This is a genomic window from Arthrobacter sp. ok909 (assembly GCF_900104405.1).
Taxonomy (GTDB): domain Bacteria; phylum Actinomycetota; class Actinomycetes; order Actinomycetales; family Micrococcaceae; genus Arthrobacter; species Arthrobacter humicola.
The window spans coordinates 174,087-194,551 of sequence record NZ_FNJS01000005.1 but is presented as its reverse complement, the minus strand read 5'-3'; the positions used below and the strand labels follow the sequence as shown (position 1 = coordinate 194,551).

16 protein-coding genes are annotated in these 20,465 nt (G+C 67.8%); 5 read left to right on the top strand and 11 right to left on the bottom strand.

From position 1 onward, the window contains the following. Positions 1–36: 36 nt before the first annotated feature. Positions 37–456 carry a DUF4383 domain-containing protein gene (locus BLR03_RS06465; RefSeq protein ID WP_254788204.1) on the bottom strand — a complete coding sequence of 140 codons (420 nt, stop codon included), beginning with the start codon at positions 454–456 and terminating at the stop codon, positions 37–39. A gap of 220 nt (positions 457–676) precedes the next feature. Between BLR03_RS06465 and BLR03_RS06460 the strand changes: the two genes are divergently transcribed. Continuing rightward, a complete protein-coding gene (locus tag BLR03_RS06460; protein ID WP_091250942.1) occupies positions 677–1,996 on the top strand; it encodes a cell division protein PerM in 1,320 nt (439 codons plus the stop codon). Here BLR03_RS06460 and BLR03_RS06455 read toward each other — a convergent pair. Then, positions 1,993–2,424, bottom strand: a complete 432-nt coding sequence (locus BLR03_RS06455; protein WP_091250940.1) for a hypothetical protein — start codon at positions 2,422–2,424, stop codon at positions 1,993–1,995. The two genes, BLR03_RS06460 and BLR03_RS06455, sit on opposite strands and share 4 nt — an antisense overlap. Positions 2,425–2,463: 39 nt before the next feature. Here BLR03_RS06455 and purN point away from each other — a divergent pair, with 39 nt between their 5' ends. Both purN and BLR03_RS06445 read left to right on the top strand, forming a co-directional pair. Then, complete coding sequence (purN, locus tag BLR03_RS06450; RefSeq protein ID WP_091250938.1) at positions 2,464–3,042, top strand: phosphoribosylglycinamide formyltransferase; 579 nt, start codon at positions 2,464–2,466, stop codon at positions 3,040–3,042. 326 nt (positions 3,043–3,368) lie between these two features. Continuing rightward, the gene (locus BLR03_RS06445; protein ID WP_254788201.1) at positions 3,369–4,145 is read left to right on the top strand and encodes an endonuclease domain-containing protein; all 777 of its coding nucleotides are present in this window, start codon (positions 3,369–3,371) and stop codon (positions 4,143–4,145) included. Positions 4,146–4,239: 94 nt separating this feature from the next. Here the strand turns inward: BLR03_RS06445 and BLR03_RS06440 are convergent, their stop codons facing one another. Next, a complete protein-coding gene (locus tag BLR03_RS06440) occupies positions 4,240–5,592 on the bottom strand; it encodes an MFS transporter (RefSeq protein ID WP_091250934.1) in 1,353 nt (450 codons plus the stop codon). Positions 5,593–5,744: 152 nt separating this feature from the next. Here BLR03_RS06440 and purH point away from each other — a divergent pair, with 152 nt between their 5' ends. Next, positions 5,745–7,430: a bifunctional phosphoribosylaminoimidazolecarboxamide formyltransferase/IMP cyclohydrolase gene (gene purH, locus BLR03_RS06435; protein WP_091250932.1), complete on the top strand. Its 1,686-nt coding sequence runs from the start codon at positions 5,745–5,747 to the stop codon at positions 7,428–7,430. Positions 7,431–8,280: 850 nt separating this feature from the next. On the opposite strand, the gene BLR03_RS06430 is transcribed toward purH, so the two are convergent. Then, positions 8,281–9,294 carry a trypsin-like serine peptidase gene (locus tag BLR03_RS06430; protein ID WP_091250930.1) on the bottom strand — a complete coding sequence of 338 codons (1,014 nt, stop codon included), beginning with the start codon at positions 9,292–9,294 and terminating at the stop codon, positions 8,281–8,283. A 245-nt stretch (positions 9,295–9,539) separates the two neighbouring features. Between BLR03_RS06430 and BLR03_RS06425 the strand changes: the two genes are divergently transcribed. After that, the gene (locus BLR03_RS06425) at positions 9,540–11,762 is read left to right on the top strand and encodes an NADP-dependent isocitrate dehydrogenase (RefSeq protein WP_091250928.1); all 2,223 of its coding nucleotides are present in this window, start codon (positions 9,540–9,542) and stop codon (positions 11,760–11,762) included. A gap of 196 nt (positions 11,763–11,958) precedes the next feature. Here BLR03_RS06425 and BLR03_RS06420 read toward each other — a convergent pair whose 3' ends face one another. The 7 genes from BLR03_RS06420 to BLR03_RS06390 form a co-directional block, all read right to left on the bottom strand. Next, a complete protein-coding gene (locus BLR03_RS06420; protein WP_091250927.1) occupies positions 11,959–12,459 on the bottom strand; it encodes a mucin-associated surface protein in 501 nt (166 codons plus the stop codon). Continuing rightward, a complete protein-coding gene (locus BLR03_RS06415; RefSeq protein WP_254788217.1) occupies positions 12,456–13,694 on the bottom strand; it encodes a serine/threonine-protein kinase in 1,239 nt (412 codons plus the stop codon). Before BLR03_RS06415 ends, BLR03_RS06420 begins: the two co-directional genes overlap by 4 nt. 580 nt (positions 13,695–14,274) lie before the next feature. Further along, on the bottom strand, positions 14,275–15,540 hold the full coding sequence (locus BLR03_RS23885; RefSeq protein WP_139184470.1) for a hypothetical protein: 1,266 nt from the start codon (positions 15,538–15,540) through the stop codon (positions 14,275–14,277). A 140-nt stretch (positions 15,541–15,680) separates the two neighbouring features. Then, positions 15,681–16,751 (bottom strand): Gfo/Idh/MocA family protein, encoded by a 1,071-nt coding sequence (locus tag BLR03_RS06405; RefSeq protein WP_091250923.1) that lies wholly within the window; start codon positions 16,749–16,751, stop codon positions 15,681–15,683. Positions 16,752–16,875: 124 nt separating this feature from the next. Next, positions 16,876–17,583 (bottom strand): ABC transporter ATP-binding protein, encoded by a 708-nt coding sequence (locus tag BLR03_RS06400; protein ID WP_091250921.1) that lies wholly within the window; start codon positions 17,581–17,583, stop codon positions 16,876–16,878. A 2-nt stretch (positions 17,584–17,585) separates the two neighbouring features. Continuing rightward, complete coding sequence (locus tag BLR03_RS06395; RefSeq protein ID WP_091250919.1) at positions 17,586–19,013, bottom strand: ABC transporter permease; 1,428 nt, start codon at positions 19,011–19,013, stop codon at positions 17,586–17,588. 330 nt (positions 19,014–19,343) lie between these two features. Further along, positions 19,344–20,447 carry a substrate-binding domain-containing protein gene (locus BLR03_RS06390; RefSeq protein ID WP_091250918.1) on the bottom strand — a complete coding sequence of 368 codons (1,104 nt, stop codon included), beginning with the start codon at positions 20,445–20,447 and terminating at the stop codon, positions 19,344–19,346. Positions 20,448–20,465 lie beyond the last annotated feature (18 nt).

Here is a 20,465-nt window from a genome sequence, read left to right as displayed (position 1 = left end):
TCGAATGCTATGAAACGTTACTCATTCGCGGCTCCCTTAGGTCCCGGGGGTTGATGACCGGGTCTTCACGTCTTCTTCAAGATGCCTTGTCATAAGCCAGCCTGCGCCAGCCATTACGATGCCCATCACCATAAAGGCCCAATTGTCCATGGTGTTCAGCGACAGGAAGTTGGCCGCCGAATCCACGCCGACTATAAACCCGTAGATGCTCAGGACGATGTAGAGCAGGCCGGAGCCCATGAGGAAATTCCGGGCGCCCATGGCGGTCCGGGACATCGTCAAGCCGGTGGCGCCGATCGCGAGCTGAACGATGTTCAGCAACATCGACACCTGGAACAGGTTCAGGAACAGGGCCTTGGAGTCTGGCCCGAAGAACCTGAGTTCGCTGTAGTTCGTCGTGATGCCCGGGATGAACCCCAGGATGCCCACGACGATAAGGACGATACCTACACCCATGCCTACGTTCTGTACATCTGTCCGACCAAAATGAACGCCATGGGCATGAGGAGTTGCGGTAGTCATTTGCTGCCTCCAACCACTGATTGCGGACAGTTACAATTTTACGGCCCGGGTGTGGAAAAAGCGCCGGCAGCCGGGGGAGGCGAATTCCGCGGATCCGCGCGTTGTGCCTGTCGGTAACCGGCCGGATGCCGGGCTCGTGGCACCATGGAACTCGATGAAACTGCGCGCTGATCAGACCGGACAACGTGGCCTTCCCATGCCCTTGTGGCTGCAGGGTGCCCTCGAGTCCGCCCAGGCCGCCGTTATCTCCGCCCTGGTGGTGGCGGCGCCGATCGTCACGGTCTGGGCCACGGCCGGATTCCAGAACAGCGGGTTCGACCTCCTGGCCCGCCTCGCCGGCCAGGCCTGGCTGCTGATCCACGGCGTGCCGCTGCTGCTGGCCACCGCCGGCGCCGGGTCCGCGGCTCACCCGGATTCCGGCACGCTCTCACTGATTCCGCTGGGGCTGACCCTCATTCCGTTCCTGCTCGCCTGGCGTGCCGGGCTTAGGCTCGCCCGCGCCTCCTATACGGACCAGCTCTGGCAGGCCCTGCTCGGATCCTGGCTGATGTACGCGGGATTCGGAGTCGCCACGGGTTTCGTCTGCCGCACGTCCGACGTCGGCATCAGCCTGTGGTCTGCCGCGCTGATCCCGCTCATCCCGTTCGGACTGGGCATGGTGGTGGGCGCGCGCCGCGAGGCAGGCTCCTGGAGCCGTCTGATCGGCGTCGACGCCGTGGCGTGGCTGTCCCGCACCAGCCAGCACTCCCGCTGGGCCGGGTCCTACCTGGGTTCCGCCATCAAGGCCGGATGGGTAGCGCTGATGGCGAGCCTGTCGATGGCGGCGGCGCTGCTCGCCGTCGACCTCTTCATCCACTGGAACCTTGTGGTGGCCGTGTATGAGGGACTCGACGCCGGTGCCATCGGCGGCGCTGTCCTGACCATCGTGCTGCTGGGCTTCCTGCCCAACCTCGTTGTGTTTGCCCTGGCCTGGATCTCCGGCGCGGGGTTCGCCCTGGGGGTGGGCTCGGCGGCCGGGCCGCTCGGAACCGCCGTCGGGCCGCTGCCGTCCATCCCCGTGTTCGCGGCGCTGCCGTCCGGGTCGCTGGACTTCGGCTTCGTGGCCCTAGTGGTGCCTGCGCTCGCCGGGGCGCTGGCCGGCTGGTGGTTCCTGCGCGAAGGCGAGAACCACTTCGACGAATGGCTGTCCATCAAGGTCCGGGCCCGCTGGTTTACCGCCGCGGCGTCCACCCTGGTGCTGGGCGCGGTGATCGGCTCGGTCGCAGGGCTGCTCGCGGCGGGACTCGCCTGGCTTGCCGGCGGATCCGCCGGAATCGGCAGGCTGACGGAGATCGGCCCCGACCCGCTCCGCACGGCACTGTTCGTGGCCGCGGAGGTCGGGATCGGCGTCGTGATCGGCTACGCGGCCGGCCCCTGGCTGGAACGCCAGCAGAAGCTGCGGGAAGCCGATCTCGAAGCGGTCAACGGCCGCTAACGGAACTGCGTGGGCATGGCGTTGTTGAGCTGCGTCCTGCACTCGGACATTGACTGCTCCGTCAGGGCATGCCGGACGCACTGCTGGTAGTCGCGGATCTGGCTGAAGAACAGTGACGAGGCCAGGATCACCAGCAGCATCACCGCCGAGGCCACCAGCCCGGAAATCGCGCCGAACAGGACCAGCCGCGGTGCCTTGTACTTCACCGCCCGGATCAGCAATATGATGCCCAGCAAAATCCCGGCCGTGGTGAGCAGGGCCGTCAGCCACAGGTAGTTGACGTCGAGCTGGAAGACGAAGAAGGCGCCCAGGACCGCGACGATGAACAGCCGGAACAGGGTGTGGGTTAGCTGCTGGGGGTCTTTGACCGCCGCGCCGCGCGGATGCCGGCCGGGCTGGCCGCCGCCGGAGTCCGTGGGGGAATTCATGGTTTCCAGCCTACGCGAGCGGCCCCATAAGCTAGGACCATGCGCATCGTAGTCCTCGTTTCCGGCACCGGCTCCAACCTCCAGGCAGTGATCGACGCCGTGACCTCCGGCGCGCTCGACGTCGAGATCGCCGCCGTCGGCGCCGACCGGCCCGGAACGTTCGGCGTGGAGCGCTCCGCGGCTGCCGGAATCCCGACGTTCGTGGTGGACTTCAAGGCCTATCCGGACCGGGCTGCCTGGAACGCGGCCCTGACTGAGACCGTCGCGGCCTACGACCCGGACGTCGTGGTGTCCTCGGGCTTCATGCGGATTGTCAGCGCCGGATTTATCGATGCGTTCGGCGGCAAATACCTCAACACGCACCCGGCCCTGCTGCCGTCCTTCCCGGGCGCCCACGGTGTCCGCGACGCCCTGGCCTACGGCGTGAAGGTCACCGGCTGCACCGTGCACTGGGCCGACGCCGGCGTGGACACCGGCCCCATCATCGCGCAGGAGGCCGTGGCGATCGAGGACGGCGAGACCGAAGAGTCCCTGCACGAACGCATCAAGGTGGTGGAGCGCCGCCTCCTGGTCTCCACGCTGGCAACCCTCGCAGCGGCCCACAACGGACGCAAGTAGCGGCGCTCCGGCGTACCCCGCCCATCCAACGGGGTTGCCCACCCAACTGACTCGCAGCAGGGGTCGTTTTGAGCGCTCAAAACGACCCCTGCTGCGAGTCAGTTGGGTGCGTGGGCCCTGAGCTGTGGATAACTCCCCGGGGCAGACCTCCGATTTGCGACGATGTACCGATGAGGACGCCCCGACCGCTCCCGGTGCCACTCGGATCAGCGCCGTTTACCGTCAAGGAGGCCGCCGACGCCGGCATCAGCCGACGTCGTCTTAGGCACTCCTCCCTGGACGTTCCGAGCCGCGGGATCCGATTGCCAACGGGGCACAGCGCCGAAGTGACGCTTCACGCCCGGCCCCTCACCCTGGTCACGCAATTCTCCGCAGCCTCCCACGCGACGGCCTTCCTGATCTGGGCCTTTCCGGGATTCCTCCCGGGCTCTCACGCTCCCGGAATCCACATTTCCCGTCCGGACACCATGGCCATACCGCGGCGCAGGGGCGTGATCGGGCATGTCGGGCAATTCTTCGCAGATGAAATCACCAGGGTCGACGGCGTGCTGGTCACCACGCGGACCAGGACGTGGTTGGACTGCTCCCGGAAGATGAGCCTCGATGAGCTGACCGTGGTGGCGGACCACTTGCTGCGCCGTCCTCGGCCTGCATTTGAAAGCCGGACGGAGCCTTATGCCACGCCGGCGCAGCTGGCCGAGATGCTGGACCGGCACAAGGGGACGCCCGGCATCCGCAAGGCGCGGCTCGCCCTGGAGCAGGCCCGGATCGGTGCGGACTCGGCTCCCGAGACGAGACTCCGGCTCGCGCTGTGCCGCGCAGGACTGCCGGAACCGGAACTGAATGTGGACACGGTCCTGCGCTCCGGCGTCGTGCGTCAACCGGATCTTGCCTACCCGGAGCACCGGGTTGCCGTGGAGTACGAGGGCGCCGGGCATTCCGAGGCGGCGCAGGTCATTCGTGACATTGCCCGGGAAGAGGACTTCAGTGGCGCCGGCTGGATCCTGATCCGGATCTCGAAGCGGCACATGGAGAACGACGCGCGGTCCGCCGTCGCGAAGGTCAGCGCCGCGCTCGCGTCCCGCGGCTGGCAGCCCAAGTAACTAGCAGCAGGGGCCGTTTTGAGGGTTCAGAACGGCCCCAGCTGCTAGTTAGTTGGGGTGAGGGCGGGCGGGGGCTGCTGCCCGGGGTGGGGGACTAGTCGAGCCGGCGCTGCTTGGTTTCGGGGGCGAAGAACGCCATCCACAGCACGGACAGGAGCACGAGGCCGCCGGCCAGGGCGAACGACGTCGCGAGCCCCAGCTGCGGCCACAGGAGGGCCGCGAAGATCAGCGGCCCGAACCCGGCGCCAAGCCGGGAGAACGTCGAGGCCCAGCCGAAGCCGGAACCGCGCAGCTCGGTGGGGTAGAGCTCGGACACGTAGGCGTACAGCACGGGGATGGCCACCTGCACCACGAAGCCGAAGACCAGGAGCCAGAACACGGCCGCCGTCGGGATGTCCACCACGATCGCCACAATCACGAGCGTCAGGGCGGCGAGCGGGCCGGTGATGGCCAGGATCCACTTGCGGCCCACGCGTTCGACGAGCAGGGCGGCCACCACCACGCCGAGGAGACCGACGGCGGCCATGGACGCCGTGGTCAGGAAGGCCGTGTACTCCTCGAAGCCGGCACCGATCAGGATCCGCGGCATCCATGTCAGGGACAGGTAATACACCAGCAGGATGCTGAAGAAGAGGGCCCACGCCGCCGTCGTGATCTTCCAGCTGAACTGCCAGAGCGCGCGCAATTGCGTCCACGCGCTGCCGGCGGAGAGCCGGGGTGCGTCCTGCGGTGCGGGCAGGCTGTAGACGCGGGGCTCGGCGCCGGTGGCCTCTACCAGGCTGTCGATCACCTTGGCGGCCTCGTCGCGGCGGCCCTTGCGGATCAAAAAGAGCGGGGACTCCGGCACGCTGCGGCGGACCCAGAACACCAGCAGCGCCGGGAGCACCATGACCAGCATGGTCAGGCGCCAGTCCGCGAAGGCCGCGACCAGTCCGGCGGAGACAAAACCGCACAGGGCGGCGCCGATCGGCCACCAGCCGTCCATTGCGGTCAGCACCCGGCCGCGCTGTTTGCGGGGTGTGAACTCGCCCACCAGCGCATAGTCCACCGGGATGCAGCCGCCCAGGCCGAAGCCGGCCATGAAGCGGAACACGACGAACCACATGAAGTCGGGGGAGACGGCGCCGAGCACGGTGAAGATGGAGAAGATCAGCAACGTGGCGGTGAAGGCCCTCTTGCGCCCGATCGTGTCCGCGATGGTGCCCCAGACGAAGGCACCCAGGGCCATGCCGATCAGGTTCGCCGTGCCGATCCAGGCGGCATCGCCGGGGCTCAGGGACCAGTGTTTGGACACCAGCGGAATGAGGATGCCGTTGAGGGTGACGTCCCAGGCATCGAACATGAAGCCCAGGCCGCCGATCAGGAAGATCCGGCCTTGGACCTTCCACCGCCACGGCAGTTCCTGGACCACCTGTTCGCCGCTGGGCACAGTGGTGTACGTGTTCATCTTGGCCTCCTGTGGGAAAACTCTACGTGGCCCGGGCGGGGCCGGTGCGTGCTTCACACTCCGGCGCGCGGGACGGCCCGGTGCCGGGACACGATAAACTGGCCGCATCCCCACCACCCGCGGCCCGCCGCGATATAAGACGGAGACTTTTTGTGAGCTTCACGCAGCTTGACCGTGTATCCATCGACCGAGTGCCCATCCGCCGGGCACTGATTTCGGTCTACGACAAGACCGGTCTGGAGGAGCTCGCACAGGGCCTGCACGACGCCGGCGTCAAGATCGTCTCCACCGGCTCCACGGCCAAGAAGATCGCCGCCGCGGGCATCCCCGTGCAGGAAGTCGAAGAAGTCACCGGCTCCCCGGAAATGCTGGACGGCCGCGTCAAGACCCTGCACCCTCGCGTGCATGGCGGCATCCTCGCGGACCGCCGCGTCCCGGCCCACATGCAGACGCTGGCCGACATGGACATCGAGCCGTTCGACCTCGTCGTCGTCAACCTTTACCCCTTCGTGGAGACCGTGAAGTCCGGCGCGGCGCCGGACGACGTCGTCGAGCAGATTGACATCGGCGGCCCGGCGATGGTCCGCTCGGCCGCGAAGAACCACGCCGCCGTCGCGATCGTGGTGGACCCGGCGTCGTACGGTGCCGTCGTGGAGGCGGCCGCCTCGGGCGGCTTCGACCTGAAGACCCGACGCCGGCTCGCCGCCAAGGCGTTCGCGCACACCGCGAGCTACGACACCGCGGTGGCGACCTGGACCGCCAGCCAGTTCCTCGACGAGGACGGCGACGGCGTGATCAACTGGCCCGCCTACGCCGGCCTGGCCCTGGAACGCTCCGAGGTGCTCCGCTACGGCGAAAACCCGCACCAGCAGGCCGCGCTGTACGTGGACAAGGCCGCCCCGGCCGGCATTGCGCAGGCCGACCAGCTGCACGGCAAGGCCATGAGCTACAACAACTTTGTCGACGCCGATGCCGCCCTGCGCGCCGCGTTCGACTTCGCCGAGCCCGCCGTCGCCATCATCAAGCACGCCAACCCCTGCGGCGTGGCCGTGGGCTCCGCCTCCGCGGCGGACCCGATCGCCGACGCCCACGCCAAGGCCCACGCCTGCGATCCCGTGTCCGCGTTTGGCGGCGTCATCGCCGCCAACCGCACTGTCACCGCCGGCATGGCCCGCACTGTGGCGGGAATCTTCACGGAGGTCGTCATCGCGCCGGGCTTCGACGAGGAGGCCGTGGAGATCCTGTCCAAGAAGAAGAACATCCGTCTCCTGGCCCTGCCCGAGGGCTACGGCCGCTACCCGACCGAGTTCCGCCAGGTCTCCGGCGGCATGCTGGTGCAGGCCACGGACAAGGTCGATGCCGAGGGTGACAACCCCGCCAACTGGACCCTTGCGGCGGGCGACGCCGCCGACGCCGCCACCCTGGCCGATCTCGCGTTCGCTTGGACCGCGTGCCGCGCCGCCAAGTCCAACGCCATCCTGCTCGCGGACAACGGTGCCGCCGTCGGCATCGGCATGGGCCAGGTCAACCGGCTTGATTCCTGCAAGCTCGCCGTGGAGCGCGCCAACACGCTCGGCGTCACCGTGGAGTCCGACGTCGACGCCGCCGGCGGTGCGGCCGGCACCGACGCCAGCGAGGCCCCCGAGCGTGCCCGCGGTGCTGTGGCGGCATCGGACGCGTTCTTCCCGTTCGCGGACGGCCTGCAGATCCTGATCGACGCCGGCGTTCGGGGCGTGGTCCAGCCGGGCGGCTCCGTCCGGGATGAGGAAGTCATCGCCGCGGCCAACGCCGCCGGCATCACGATGTACTTCACGGGAGCCCGCCACTTCTTCCACTAGGAGTCCGCGGTTCCAGCTGCACACATCCGCGGTTCCCGCTGCACGCAGTAGAAGCCGCACAAAGAGTGGGCATGCCCTCCCTCATCCGGAGGACATGCCCATTTTTTGCGCCACCGGGTCCGTCGGCGGGCAGGGCCGTGGGACATGCTCATCTTTCGCGGGCAGGCGTGGGCTGACGGGCGAGCCCATGGGACATGCTCATTTTTTGTGCCCACCGGGTCCGTCGGCGAGCAGGGCTGTGGGACATGCTCATTTCTTGTGGCGAGGAGTGGGCTGGTGGGCAAGCCCGCGGAGCATGCTCATTCTTGCGGGGGACATGCTTATTTTTCAGGCCAAGGGCTGAACATATAAGGGATATGTCCAGGCGCTGGAGTGTTGGGAGGGCATGTCCGGTGAACTCTGACGCCGATACAGGTCATGGGCCACGCCAAGGGACATGCTCATTCCTTTCGCAGGACATGCTCGTCTGTTGTGCCACGGGATTGGTCAGTGGGCAGGGCTATGGGACGTGCTCATTCTTCGCGGGCAGGAGTGGGCTGTTGGGCGAGCCAGCGGGACATGCTCATTCTTCGTGGTGAGGGGTGGGCTGGTGGGCGAGCCCGCGGAGCATGCTCATTCCTGCGGGGGACATGCTCATTTTTCAGGCCAAGGCCTGGACATATGGGGGATATGTCCAGGCCTTAGCACGTGGGGAGGGCATGTCCCGCGGAGGACCGCCGTCGTATGTTCAACTGTTCAACGCCAACCCGGGGCCACCGCGGGCCGTCCCCACTGCTGGAGACCGGCTGCAAGTGACCCCGCGCCGGGGTAGGCGAAACTGCAGGGATAGGTGATACCGGGGCTGATCAGTCTAGGAAGCGGCCGCCGTCGTGTAGGCCTGCTGGATGACGCTGCCCCAGTACGGGCCGTACATGGTGGTGGAGTTGCTGCCGTAACCGTAGCTGTTGATGGAGTTCTGGTAACCGGAGGCGCTGGTGCCGATGAACCATGGACCGCCCGAGGAGCCGCCGGTCATGTTGCAGGGGATTCCCTGGGTGTTGAACTGCGGGTTGTAGGGGTCGTTGGTGGCGGTGCCGGAGCAGCTTTTGAGGGATTCGCCGTTGAAGGGCGCCGCGGCGGGGTAGCCGAAGGACTTGTAGCTCAGGCCGCGGGCGGCGTTGAACTGCAGCCCGGAGCCGCCGACCACATCGGTCAGGTACCGGCCGTTGAGCGTGGACATCACGGCGAAGCCGGTGTCGTACGTCATGTCGCCGGCGGAGCTCCACTGGGTGGGAGCGTAGAGGGCCTTGGCCGTCCACTTGCCGTAGGGGGCTGTTCCGTTGAGGTAGGCCGGGACGAATGTGAACTTGGTTGCGAAGGCGCCCGGACCCTCGTTGACGCAGTGCCCGGCCGTGCTGACGGTGCTCTTGTTGCCGGAGGAGACCGAGTTGCCGGAGCAGACATAGTTGGTCCCGCCGAGGGTGAAGAAGACCTTGCCGATGTGCGGGACGGGGTTCTCGCTTGCGTTGGCTTTGGTCTGCAGCGTCTGCGACTTCAGGACCGGGGATTGCGGCGCCGGAGCCGCAGCCTCGACAGTGCTCGGGGCGGCACCCTCCAGCGGTGCCGCCACGGACTTCGAGGACTTGCCGCGCTTCATGGCCTTGTCCGCGAGGACGTCACCGGGGACGGCGTTGCGCATGCGTTCCACGGTCCAGTATTCGGCCGTCCCGGTTTCGGTGACGGCGTGGCTTGTGACGTCGGAGGCGGAAACCGGTGCCTTGGCCGGTGCGGGGGAAGCGGTGGCCGCCCCCGCGGCACTCAGGGCCAGCAGTGCGGCGGCTGAAAGAGTCAGCAGGCTGGTGGCCAGAGTCTTGGGTGTTCTCATGGGTGTCCTAACCGGTGGAAAGCGGGGCGGCCGCCTGTGGCGGCGGCTGGATGGGAACGAAACTACGGCAGTTTGACTAATCTGTAAAGCGACTTGTCAATTCTTGTTACGCCGTTTTTGGGTGTCATGCACCCGTCCGCGCACGACGCCGGTAGGCGTCAAAGGGGGCACCTCGGGTAAGTTAGGGGTGTTGAGATAACACAAGATTCCGGAAATACCCAGACCTTCAGGGAGACGCCCGAGCAATGGCAAAGATTATCTATACCCACACCGACGAAGCGCCGATGCTGGCCACCTATTCGTTCTTGCCGATCATTGAGGCGTTCGCCTCGACGGCCGGTGTGGAAGTGGAGACCCGCGACATCTCGCTGGCCGGCCGCATCATCTCCGCATTCGGCGACTACCTCACCGAAGAGCAGCGCGTCAGCGATGCCCTGGCCGAACTTGGCGCGCTTGCCAAGACGCCGGAAGCCAACATCATCAAGCTGCCCAACATCAGCGCCTCCGTACCGCAGCTGAAGGCGGCCATCGCCGAACTCCAGGGCCACGGCTACGCGCTGCCGGACTACCCGGACAACCCCGCCTCGGATGAGGAAACGGACATCCGGTCCCGCTACGACAAGATCAAGGGCTCCGCCGTGAACCCGGTCCTGCGCGAAGGCAACTCCGACCGCCGCGCCCCGCTCTCGGTCAAGAACTACGCCCGCCAGAACCCGCACAGCATGGGCGCGTGGTCTCCGGAGTCCAAGACCAACGTGGCCACCATGGCAGCCGACGACTTCCGCTCGAATGAGAAGTCCGTGGTGATCGATGCGGACACCAACATCAAGATCCAGCTCGTCAAGGAAGACGGCACGGTCAAGGTCCTCAAGCGCGCCTTCCCGGTCCTGGCCGGCGAGGTCATCGACGGCACCGTGATGCGCGCCGCCGCCCTGGATGCGTTCCTCATTGACCAGGTTGCCCGGGCCAAGAAGGAAGGCGTCCTCTTCTCCGCCCACCTGAAGGCCACCATGATGAAGGTTTCGGACCCCATCATCTTCGGCCACGTCGTCAAGGCCTACTTCGCCGATCTCTTCGCCACCTACGGCGAACAGCTCGCCGCGGCCGGCCTGAGCCCCAACAACGGCCTGGCTTCCATCCTCAACGGCCTCGAGGACCTCCCCGAGGAGATCCGCGGCGACGTTCAGGCAGCCATCGAGAAGGGCCTCAACGAGGGCCCCGAACTGGCCATGGTCGATTCCGACAAGGGCATCACCAACCTGCACGTGCCCTCCGACGTGATCGTCGACGCCTCGATGCCGGCCATGATCCGCAGCTCCGGCCACATGTGGGGCCGCGACGGCCAGGAAGCCGACACGCTCGCCGTCCTCCCGGACAGCAGCTACGCCGGCATCTACCAGGTCGTCATCGACGACTGCCGCGCCCACGGCGCCTTCGACCCCACCACCATGGGGACCGTTCCGAACGTCGGCCTCATGGCCCAGGCCGCCGAGGAATACGGCAGCCACGACAAGACGTTCGAGATCCAGTCCGCCGGCTCCGTCCAGGTCGTCGACGACGCCGGAACCGTGCTGATCGAGCACCAGGTCGCCCCGGGCGACATCTGGCGCGCCTGCCAGACCAAGGACGTGCCGATCCGCGACTGGGTCAAGCTGGCCGTCACCCGTGCCCGCGCCTCCGCCACGCCCGCCGTCTTCTGGCTGGACAAGGGCCGCGCGCACGACGCCCAGATGATCGCCAAGGTGGAGGAATACCTCAAGGACCACGACACCGAGGGCCTGGAGATCTCCATCATGTCCCCGGACGAGGCCACGGCCTTCACGGTGGAACGCCTCCGCAAGGGCGAGGACACCATCTCGGTGACCGGCAACGTGCTCCGTGACTACCTCACGGACCTCTTCCCCATCCTCGAACTCGGCACCAGCGCCAAGATGCTCTCGGTGGTTCCGCTGATCAACGGCGGCGGCCTGTTCGAGACCGGCGCCGGCGGATCCGCCCCGAAGCACGTCCAGCAGCTGCTCAAGGAAAACCACCTGCGCTGGGACAGCCTAGGCGAATTCCTCGCCCTGGCCGTCAGCTTCGAGCACCTTGCCACCAGCACCGGCAACGCCCGTGCCCAGGTCCTGGCCGACACCCTGGACCGCGCCACCGGCACGTTCCTGCTGGAGGACAAGTCTCCGAAGCGCAAGGCCGGCGAGCTGGACAACCGCGGCAGCCACTTCTACCTGGCCAAGTTCTGGGCGCAGGAACTGGCCCGCCAGAACGACGACGCCGAGCTCGCCGCCGCTTTCGCTGCCGTTTCCGGCGCGCTGGACTCCAACGAGGAAACCATCACCGGCGAACTTCTGGCCGTGCAGGGCTCCCCGGTGGACATCGGAGGCTACTACCGCCCCGATGAGGCCAAGGTCTCCGCCGTCATGCGCCCCTCGGCGAAGTTCAGCGAAGTCCTCGCGATGCTGACGAAGTAGGCTCCAGCCCCAACACTCAGGCAGCGCTCCCGCAGCGCGCAGCCGGTTGTGACGCAGAACGCCCCGCCTCCCGAAAGGGACGCGGGGCGTTCTGCTGCCCGATGAGGCCCGCAGGACCACATGTCGGTACCCGCAGCGACGGCGGCGCGGGCACGCCGTGATCCCGCCCGCGAGGTGGCGGCCGGCGGACCTCGGGTCAGCCCTTGCCCTTTCCCTTCTCCTTCGCTTTGCCGGCGGGTGCCGGAGCCGGTGCAGGCTGGGCGGCAGCTGCCGCCGCCTGTGCCGCAGCGGCTTGTTCGGCAGCGGCTTGATCAGCCGCCGCTTTGTCCGCCGCTGCGCGTTCGGCGGCCGCCTGCTGCGCGGCGAGATCAGCCCGGACGGCGTCGATCGATGACTTGATGCTCTGGTGGCGTTTGAAGGACACCTCGCCGTTGGCGGCAGCGGCATCCAGTCGGGTCAGAAGCTCGTCGAGCAGCTTGAGGGAGCCCGCGGGGTCATTGGCGGCCGCCGCCTCGCTGACGGCCAGGACCTGGGATTGCAGTTGCGTGGCCGCGTCGCGGCCCAAGTCGGGTGCGGGGGAGCCGCAACCCGCCATCGATCCGGCCAGCGCCCCGGCCAGCAGCACTCCCGCGAGGCGCCTTGCGGGCCTCCGATAGTTGGAACCGCTGCGGTCCCTCCACGTGGTTTGCCGGCTCATGGTTCCACGCTCTTTTGCAGATCCTTCAGGTGGTCTCCGAGCGGCCCCGTGACAGTGGGGTAGGGGACGACGTCGACGGGCGCCGGGGAGAGCGCGACCGCGATCACAGCCCCCGCGGCCAGGACAGCGACGACGGCGAGCACCAGGGCCAGGCGGGTACGGAGCCCGGCACGGCGGAACCACGCGGTTCCTCGCGAAAGCGAGGGCCGGCGTCGTGGCCGGGGCGGCACAGCTGCCGGGTGCAGCAGATTCAGGGGGCGCGTTCCAGTTGTCCCTAATGCACCGGTGCCGGGGCCGGCTCCGGGCCTCGGCGGCCGTGCCGGCCTGGCCGGCGGCGACGGGAGGACCCGGGTATGGTCCTCTTTGACGGGCCCGGGCAGGGACCCGGGGGAAACCAGGGCATAGCGCAATGCCGCCTCGAGTTCGGCGGCCGAGGGACGGTCCAGGGGGTCCAGCGCGGTCATGGCCCGGATGAGCCGGGCCCACTCGGCGGGGACTTCGGCCGGAATGGCGGGGGCGCGGTGCAGGCGGGCTACGGCGGATTCGACGGCGCTGCCCGGGTACTCGACCTGGCCCTTGAGGCATTCGAGCAGGACCAGGCCCAGGGAATAGATGTCGCTCGCCGGTCCGAGATCGGCGCCGCGGGCCTGTTCCGGGCTCAGGTAGGCGGCGGTTCCCACCATGGTTCCCGTAGCCGTCAGCCGGGTCCCGTCGATGATCCGGGCGATGCCGAAGTCGGTGAGTTTGGGACGGAGCGGCTCGCCGGGCCGGACGGGCACCAGGAGGATGTTGGCGGGCTTGATATCCCGATGAACGATGCCCAGCCCGTGGACGTAGGCGAGGGCATCGGCGATCCCGGCGCCGACGACGGCCAGCTCGTCCAGGGGCAGGGGACTATGCCGGATCCTGGTCCGCAGATCCTGGCCGTCCACGAGTTCCATGGTCAGGAAGGGCCTGGGCTCATTGGGAGTCCGGGTGTCCGTGCCGGCATCGAACAACGTCACCAGGCTTGGATGGTTCAGGGTGGCCAGCAGTTCGATCTCGGCTTCCTGGCGGCGGAGTTCATCCGGATCGGCCGACTGCGGTGCGAAGAGCTTCAGCGCCACGTCCCGGCCCAGGTTCAGGTCCTTGGCAGTGTAGACCGATGCCATGCCGCCCCGGCCAATCACATCCCCCAGCTGATAGCGGCCGCCCAAGGGCTCCGCCATGATGCTGTTGGGCGAACTGTCCACGATGTCCCCGTATCTTCCCTGTGCGCCACGGCGGCGCTCCACAAGAATAATACGGGGACGGGTATCGGCTGCCGTCACCCGGGGCCTGTGTCGGATGCGCCGCGGCCGGCACGGACCTCTTTTTGTTGACGGGTTTGTGTTGACGGGACGCTCCCTCGCAGGTGCCCTACCGCCGGAGCCAGTGAATGCCGTTGGGTCCCCCAGCGGACCCAACGACCTCGCTCCGGCGGTCACAGGACCTCGAGGGGAGCGGGGCAGTGCGTTACGGCGGGCGGGCCTTGCATCCGGCGCGCGGATGCTGGCCTGAGCGTTCCGGATGCGCGGGGGCGCGCAGCACTTCCGATGCCGCGGACATTGAGGGCGCCGGCTTTGACTGTGCCGGCTTTGACCTTGCTGACGTTGGCGGTGCCGACTTTGATCTCGCAGCCGGTGACGGCGCTGACGGGTTCAGCCCGTTGCGAAGTGGGGTACCGGCAACCCGGCGGCGGACGGTTGAGTCCATTGGGAAATCTCCTGGGTGACTGTTAACGGGCGGCCAAGGCAGCCCGACGGGCCGTGCTCTGCGGAGACAGAGACGGCCCGACTAGTCAGGAGAAGAACCGGGATCAGCGCTAACGGCGGCGTATTCGTGCTGGAGCGGACCGGTGATGGGGTCGGCCCCTGTTGTGGGCAGGCAGAAGTACAGGCCGGGCATCCAGGCAGCCGTTCCGGCAGGCCCGTTGGCGGACTGACCGCTGCCGCACCCCGAGCCCGGAGCAGCCGGGAGCGCGTCAGGGGCAGGCAGGCCTGTGCCGCCATGCCAGGGGCTCGGACCGGGGGTGCCGGGGGAGGCCGGCGGTCCACCGGTGCCGGCAGGAGGTTCGGCTGGTGGGGCAGCGGCCGACTGGACGGGTGCCGCAGAAACGGGTTCCGACATCAGCAAACCGGCATAGGTGACCGGGGCAACCGCAGGGCGGTATGTCGGGAGCGGGCCGGGAACCGGGGGACCCACGGGGGCGGCAGGCGCTGGCTGTTCCTGCGATGCTGCCTTCGCGCTGTCGGCTGGCGGGGAAGCGCCGACGCCGGCGGCCGGCGTTGCGGCCGCTGTGCCGTCACCCGGAACGACGGCGCCCGGAAGCACGCCCGGAACGACGGCGGCAGAGTCACCGGGTTGCAGTGAAGCCGGATCCGCCGGAGCCGCGGGCACCACGACCGGCGGAACAGCGCCGGGGCCTGGAACGGCGGGGTCCACCACAGGAGCGGTCGGGTCCACGGCGGGCGGAACCACACCGGTGCCAGTGCCAGGAACAGTCGGATCCACGGCCGGGACGGCGGGGTCCGCGGCAGGCGAAGTGGATGGCGGGGCGGCGCCTGGCACGGGTGAAGGATCAGATACCGCCGGATCGGAGGCAGGAGGTCCGGGATCAGTTACGGGTGGTGGCGCGTCCGGAACTGGCGCGGCATTCCCAACGGCAATTCCAGCGGCTCCCTTAGCCGCCTCGTCAGCAGCGAACCGCGCGTCATCTGCGACGTCTTTCGAGGCGACGGCAGGGGAAGCGTTCGTCGAGGCTACTACCGGCGCAGGAACGGCGCCCGCGGCCCACGTGCCCGACGGGGCCGGGTCGGACTCCAGAGGCACCTGGGAGCCCTCGAGGGCGGGCACAGGCAAGTCGTCGGTATCCGCGCATTCGGCAGCTGCTACAGTCCCGTGCTCGTCACCGGCCGGCCCGTAGATCGTGCACGCGTCGTCCGCCTGCGCGGCGGTGCCTGAGAGCGTCAGCCAGGCGGCGCCGGCTAGGGCCGCCAAGACGACGCGGCGCAGGGGGCGGAGGCTGCGGCCCGCACGGGAGGGCGACGCTGCTGGATCCATGCGCGCACCCCCGCTCCGGGAAGAGTAGACAATTGCCTACAGGGTAAGTCGGCCCCAACGGGCGAGTCCAGAGCAGCGCCGAAACTGTAGGCATACCGAGACACTGGGCCCCTGCCGGGTTCGCGGCCCGCGGGAGGTGGTTAGTGGGCGTCGTTCGGGTAACTCACTCCGAGTTGCGCGCGTACACCGTCGAAGAGCCGCATGGTGTTCAGGGAGTCCTCCAGCGGCATGACCGGGCTCTCAGTGAGCCCCTGCTGGATGCAGCGCGTGACTTCGCGGAGCTCGTAGGTGTAGCCGCGACCCACGGTCGTGAACTGCTCCGTGCGCGGATCGTCGAAGCCAACCCTGACCAGCAGCTCCTTCGGGTTGTTGATCGAGCCGGAGGTCTGGAGGAAGCCCTTGCTGCCGGCGACGGTGGCAGTACGGGGCCCATGTGCGAGCAATGAGGAGGTCAGCTGGGCCTGCGCGCCGTGGTGGTAGCCGAGCGTCAGGGCGTTCTGGGCGTCCACGCCGTCGTCGTTGAGCCAGCCGGTGGCGCTGACCGTTTGCGGGAACCCCAGCGTGCCGAGCGCCCAGAGCAGCGGGTAGACCGTCAGGTCCAGCAGGGCGCCGCCGCCGTCCTTGGGCGCCCAGAGCCGGGAACCTGGCGAGTACGGTGCCGGGAAGCCGAGGTCGGCGCCGACCCACTTGACCTCGCCGATCTCGCCCGAGGCCGCGATCTCGAACGCCCGCTGCATGCTGGGCAGGAAACGGCTCCACACCGCCTCCATAAGGAATAATCCGTTAGCCCGGGCCACCGCGATCAGCTCGGCGGCTTCCCGCGCGTTGATGGTGAGGGCCTTCTCGCACAGCACGTGCTTGCCGGCGTTGAGGGCGGCCAGGGCGATCTCGTGGTGGTGGGCGTGCGGCGTGGCGACGTAGACGACGTCGACGGCGTCATCCGCCAGCAGGCGGTCGTAGCCGCTCACGCCGTCGTGGTCGCCGTAGGCGCGGACAAAGCCGTAGTCGGCCGCAAAGGCGTCGGCCGCCGCCTGGGTGCGGGAGCTGACGGCATGCAGTTCCGCATCCGCCAGAAGTTCGAGGTCGCGGGTGACCGCTGCGGCGATCCCGCCGGTGGCGATGATCCCCCAGCGCAGCCGGGCGCCGGTGGCGGTGCGGGGATCCTGGTCCGGCTGGCTGAACAGCCACGGCTTCGCGATGGGGGCAGACATGGTGTCATCTTCTCACCCACGTGCGGGAGGGATTGGGTTTTGGGGGCGGGACCTGCGGGAGGGATTCGGTTTTGGGGGCAAAAGCTGCGGGAGGACCGGTAGGGATCCGCCCGCAGCGCCACCGTTAGCCGGTCACGGCCGCGGTCGCACGGGTCCGGGCCGTTTCCTCGGTGAGCCGGCCCTGCTGGAGCCGGAACCGCCGGTCGGTCTTATTGGCCAGGGACCGGTCATGGGTGACCACCAGGATGGTGGTGTTGTGGTCCCGGCTGAGCGCGCTGAGGAGCTCGATGATGTGCTCGCCGGTCTGTTCGTCGAGGTTGCCGGTGGGTTCATCGGCCAGGATCAGCTTGGGTTCGTTGGCCAGCGCCCGGGCGATCGCCACCCGCTGCTGCTCCCCGCCGGAGAGCCGGTTGATGCGCCGCACGTGCTTGTCCGGGTCGAGCTGGACCTGTTCGAGCAGCTGCCGGGCACGCTCGAGCCGGGCGGCCCTGCGCACCCCGGCAAACTCCATCGGCAGCATCACGTTGTCCACGGCCGAGAGGTTCGGGATCAGGTTGAACTGCTGAAAGACGAATCCGATGTCCCGGCGCCGGTAATTCGTCAGCTTGGCGTCCGGCATGCTGGCCAGGCTCACGCCGTTGACCACCACGTCGCCGCTGGTCGGCTTGTCGAGCGCGCCGAGCAGGGACAGCAGGGTGCTCTTGCCGCTGCCGCTCTTGCCCACGATCGAGGCCAGCGTGCCCTGTTCGAGCTCGAAGCTGACGTCGTTGACCGGCTTGATGGTCCGGTCACCGGATTTGAACGTGCGGACCAGGTTCTTCACTTCGATCATGGCTATTCTCCTCGGAGGACTTCGATGGGGCGGATGCGTGCGGTGAGCAGGGCTGGGACCAGGGCCCCGATGATGGCGACGCCGAATACCGCGGCGATGCCCGTGGCAATGATCTCGGGGGAGGCGCTCGCCGTGACGGAGGTCAGCAGCTGGCTGGCCCCGCCGAAGGGTCCGCCGGCACCGCCGCCGGGGAATCCACCGCCGCCGGGGAAGCCTCCGGGGCCGCCGCGCTGGCCGGTGGCCGCAGTCGTGCTGCTGCTTGAGCTGATGAGGGCGCTGGCGATCCCGCCGCTGGCAAAGGACGCGATGGCGGCGCCCACCACACTGCCCATGGCCACCAGCACGAGGGCCTCCAGCACGAACTGCAGGCCGATGGTGCGGTTAGGGGCTCCGACGGCCTTCAGGACGCCGATCTCGCGGCGGCGTTCCCGGACCAGCATGACCATGATCAGCAGGATGATCAGGCCGGCGGTGGCGAGGGCCGCGGCGAAGGCGATGAAGGAGATGTTCTTGACGCTGTCCAGCGAGCTGACGGCCGTCTGCAGGTTCCGCTGGCCCTGGGTGACGTCCGCCTTGTCGGAGCCGAGGGCGGTCTGGAGCGCGGACTTGGCGGCGTCGACGTTCTCCATGCTGTTGACCGTGACGATCATGGTGGACAGCTCGCCCGGCAGCGCGGCGAGGGTCTGGGCGGTGGGGAGCGTGACGTAGAGGGCGTTGTTGCCGAAGGCGGTGCCGGCGTCGAAGAGTCCCTTGACAGTGAAGGTCTGGTCCTTGATGGTGAACGTCGAGCCCACACTCAGACCGTTCTTCGTGGCCAGCGTGCTGCCCAGCAGGGCGCCGGTGGATGCGGCCGTGTAGTCGCCCAGGCCGGTGCCTTGCGTCAGTTGCAGGGCCTTGCCGGTGGAGTCCACCTCGGCGCCGATGCCCGTTGCGGTGACCGGCAGCGAGAACGACGGCGCGGCCTGGGTGGAGCTGGCGGTGCCGCTTCCGGAGGTACCGGTAGAGGCCTGGTTCCGGTTCCCGAGCGTGCCGGCGTCGACTGCGGCGGTGAGGCTCGTGGTGACGGAGGTGGCCGACTGGCCTCCCGGCCCGCCCTGGCCTGTCCGTCCGGACGCGGCTTCGGCGGCGTTGCGCAGGCGCAGTGCCTTGGTGCCGACCACGCTGGTGACGTTGGGGACGGCGGCCGCAGTGGCCGCCTGCGCAGACGTCAGTGGCTCGCCGCCGCCTTCAAAACCCTGGCCGCCGGCCGGGTTGACGGTCAGGACCGTGCCCACCGAGGCATTGAGCTCGGCGACCTTGCCGGTGACGGCCTGGTTGGCCACGAGCATGGCCAGAGCAAGTCCGATTGCTACGGCCAGCACGGCCACCACAGCGGCGGTCCTGACTTTGTTTCGAAAGGCGTTGCCTACACTCCGGGCAAGAACGCTCACGGTACTCCTAATTTTTCTTGGGTGTCTCTTGCCGGACCCGCTGTCCGGCGGCTGGTCCCACAGTGGTACAGGCTGCTGTGCGGACCTCCCGGTGAAGCTATGGATCCGCTGTGAAGCTCTCTGCCGGAGGCAAAAGGGAGGAGGCAAAAAAGTAGAGGCAAAAGGGAGGAGGAAAAAAGCAGAGGCAGTAAGGGAGAAGGCAAAAGGAAGCAAGCAGAAGGCGACAGCCAACGCAAGAGCCCCGGCCCTCCCTTGCGGGGGAGCCGGGGCTCTCGTGGCGGGCTGGCGCCGGCGGAACCTGCGCCTGAGTCAGGAACTGCTGGTCAGGAACTACTGCTTGGTGATCGGTCCGAGTACCGGATCGTTGACGTAGGCCGTGTGGACGTTGGCCTGTGTCACGATGACCGGCTTCAGCAGGTACGCGGGAACAACCTTGACGCCGTTGTTGTAGGACTTGTCGTCGTTGATCTCCGGCTTCTTGCCTGCCTGGATGTCGTTGACCATGGTGATCGAGTGCTCAACGAGCGCGTTGGTGTCCTTGTTGATGGTGGAGTACTGCTCGCCCGCCATGATGGACTTGACCGACTCAACCTCGGAGTCCTGGCCCGTGACAACCGGGATCGGCTTGCCGGCGGCCTTGACGGAGGTGATGATCGCGCGGGCCAGGGTGTCGTTCGGGGACAGCACGCCGTCAAGCGCGGCGCTGCCGTAAGTTCCGGCGAGCAGGGTGTCCATGCGCTTCTGGGCGTTCTCTGCCTTCCAGCCCTGGGTAACGGCCTGCTCGAAGCTCGTCTGGCCGGAGAGGACCTTCAGGGTGCCGTCATCCATCTTCGGCTTGAGGACGCTCATGGCGCCGTCGAAGAAGACCTTCGCGTTGGCGTCGTCGGGGGAACCGGCGAAGAGCTCGATGTTGTACGGGCCTTCCGGCTTCTTGGCCTTCATGCCGTCCAGCAGCGCCTGGCCCTGGAGTTCACCGACCTTGAAGTTGTCGTAGGCCACGTAGTAGTCCACGTTTTCGGTGTTCAGGAGCAGCCGGTCATACGCGATGATCGTGGCGCCGGCGTCCTTGGCCTGCTTGAGCTGGGTGCCCAGCTGCGCACCGTCGATGGCACCGACGATGATGAGCTTGTCGCCCTTGGTGATCATGGCACTGATCTGGTTCTGCTGATCCGAAACGCCGCCGTTGGCGAACTGCACATCCGGCTTGTAGCCGGCCTTGGTGAGGCCGTCGTTGAACAGCTGCTCAGCCAGGACCCAGTTTTCCGAGGTCTTCTGGGGCAGCGCGACACCGATTGAAGAGCCCTTCGGGAAGGCCTCGCCCCCGGAGGAAGAACCGCTGGTGGTTCCGGTGTCGGAACGGCCGCAGGCTGTCAGCGCCAGTGCCGCAATAGCAGCGATTGCTGCTGCCTTTCCTGCTTTACCAATCATTCGCATTGCTTGGTTCTCTTTCTT

Excerpts from the sequence above, each read along its gene's own strand:
- BLR03_RS06465 (WP_254788204.1), bottom strand. The coding sequence starts at position 456 with ATGGGTGTAGGTATCGTCCTTATCGTCGTGGGCATCCTGGGGTTCATC.
- BLR03_RS06460 (WP_091250942.1), top strand. The coding sequence starts at position 677 with ATGAAACTGCGCGCTGATCAGACCGGACAACGTGGCCTTCCCATGCCC.
- BLR03_RS06455 (WP_091250940.1), bottom strand. The coding sequence starts at position 2,424 with ATGAATTCCCCCACGGACTCCGGCGGCGGCCAGCCCGGCCGGCATCCG.
- purN (WP_091250938.1), top strand. The coding sequence starts at position 2,464 with ATGCGCATCGTAGTCCTCGTTTCCGGCACCGGCTCCAACCTCCAGGCA.
- BLR03_RS06440 (WP_091250934.1), bottom strand. The coding sequence starts at position 5,592 with ATGAACACGTACACCACTGTGCCCAGCGGCGAACAGGTGGTCCAGGAA.
- BLR03_RS06430 (WP_091250930.1), bottom strand. The coding sequence starts at position 9,294 with ATGAGAACACCCAAGACTCTGGCCACCAGCCTGCTGACTCTTTCAGCC.
- BLR03_RS06425 (WP_091250928.1), top strand. The coding sequence starts at position 9,540 with ATGGCAAAGATTATCTATACCCACACCGACGAAGCGCCGATGCTGGCC.
- BLR03_RS06420 (WP_091250927.1), bottom strand. The coding sequence starts at position 12,459 with ATGAGCCGGCAAACCACGTGGAGGGACCGCAGCGGTTCCAACTATCGG.
- BLR03_RS23885 (WP_139184470.1), bottom strand. The coding sequence starts at position 15,540 with ATGGATCCAGCAGCGTCGCCCTCCCGTGCGGGCCGCAGCCTCCGCCCC.
- BLR03_RS06405 (WP_091250923.1), bottom strand. The coding sequence starts at position 16,751 with ATGTCTGCCCCCATCGCGAAGCCGTGGCTGTTCAGCCAGCCGGACCAG.
- BLR03_RS06400 (WP_091250921.1), bottom strand. The coding sequence starts at position 17,583 with ATGATCGAAGTGAAGAACCTGGTCCGCACGTTCAAATCCGGTGACCGG.
- BLR03_RS06390 (WP_091250918.1), bottom strand. The coding sequence starts at position 20,447 with ATGCGAATGATTGGTAAAGCAGGAAAGGCAGCAGCAATCGCTGCTATT.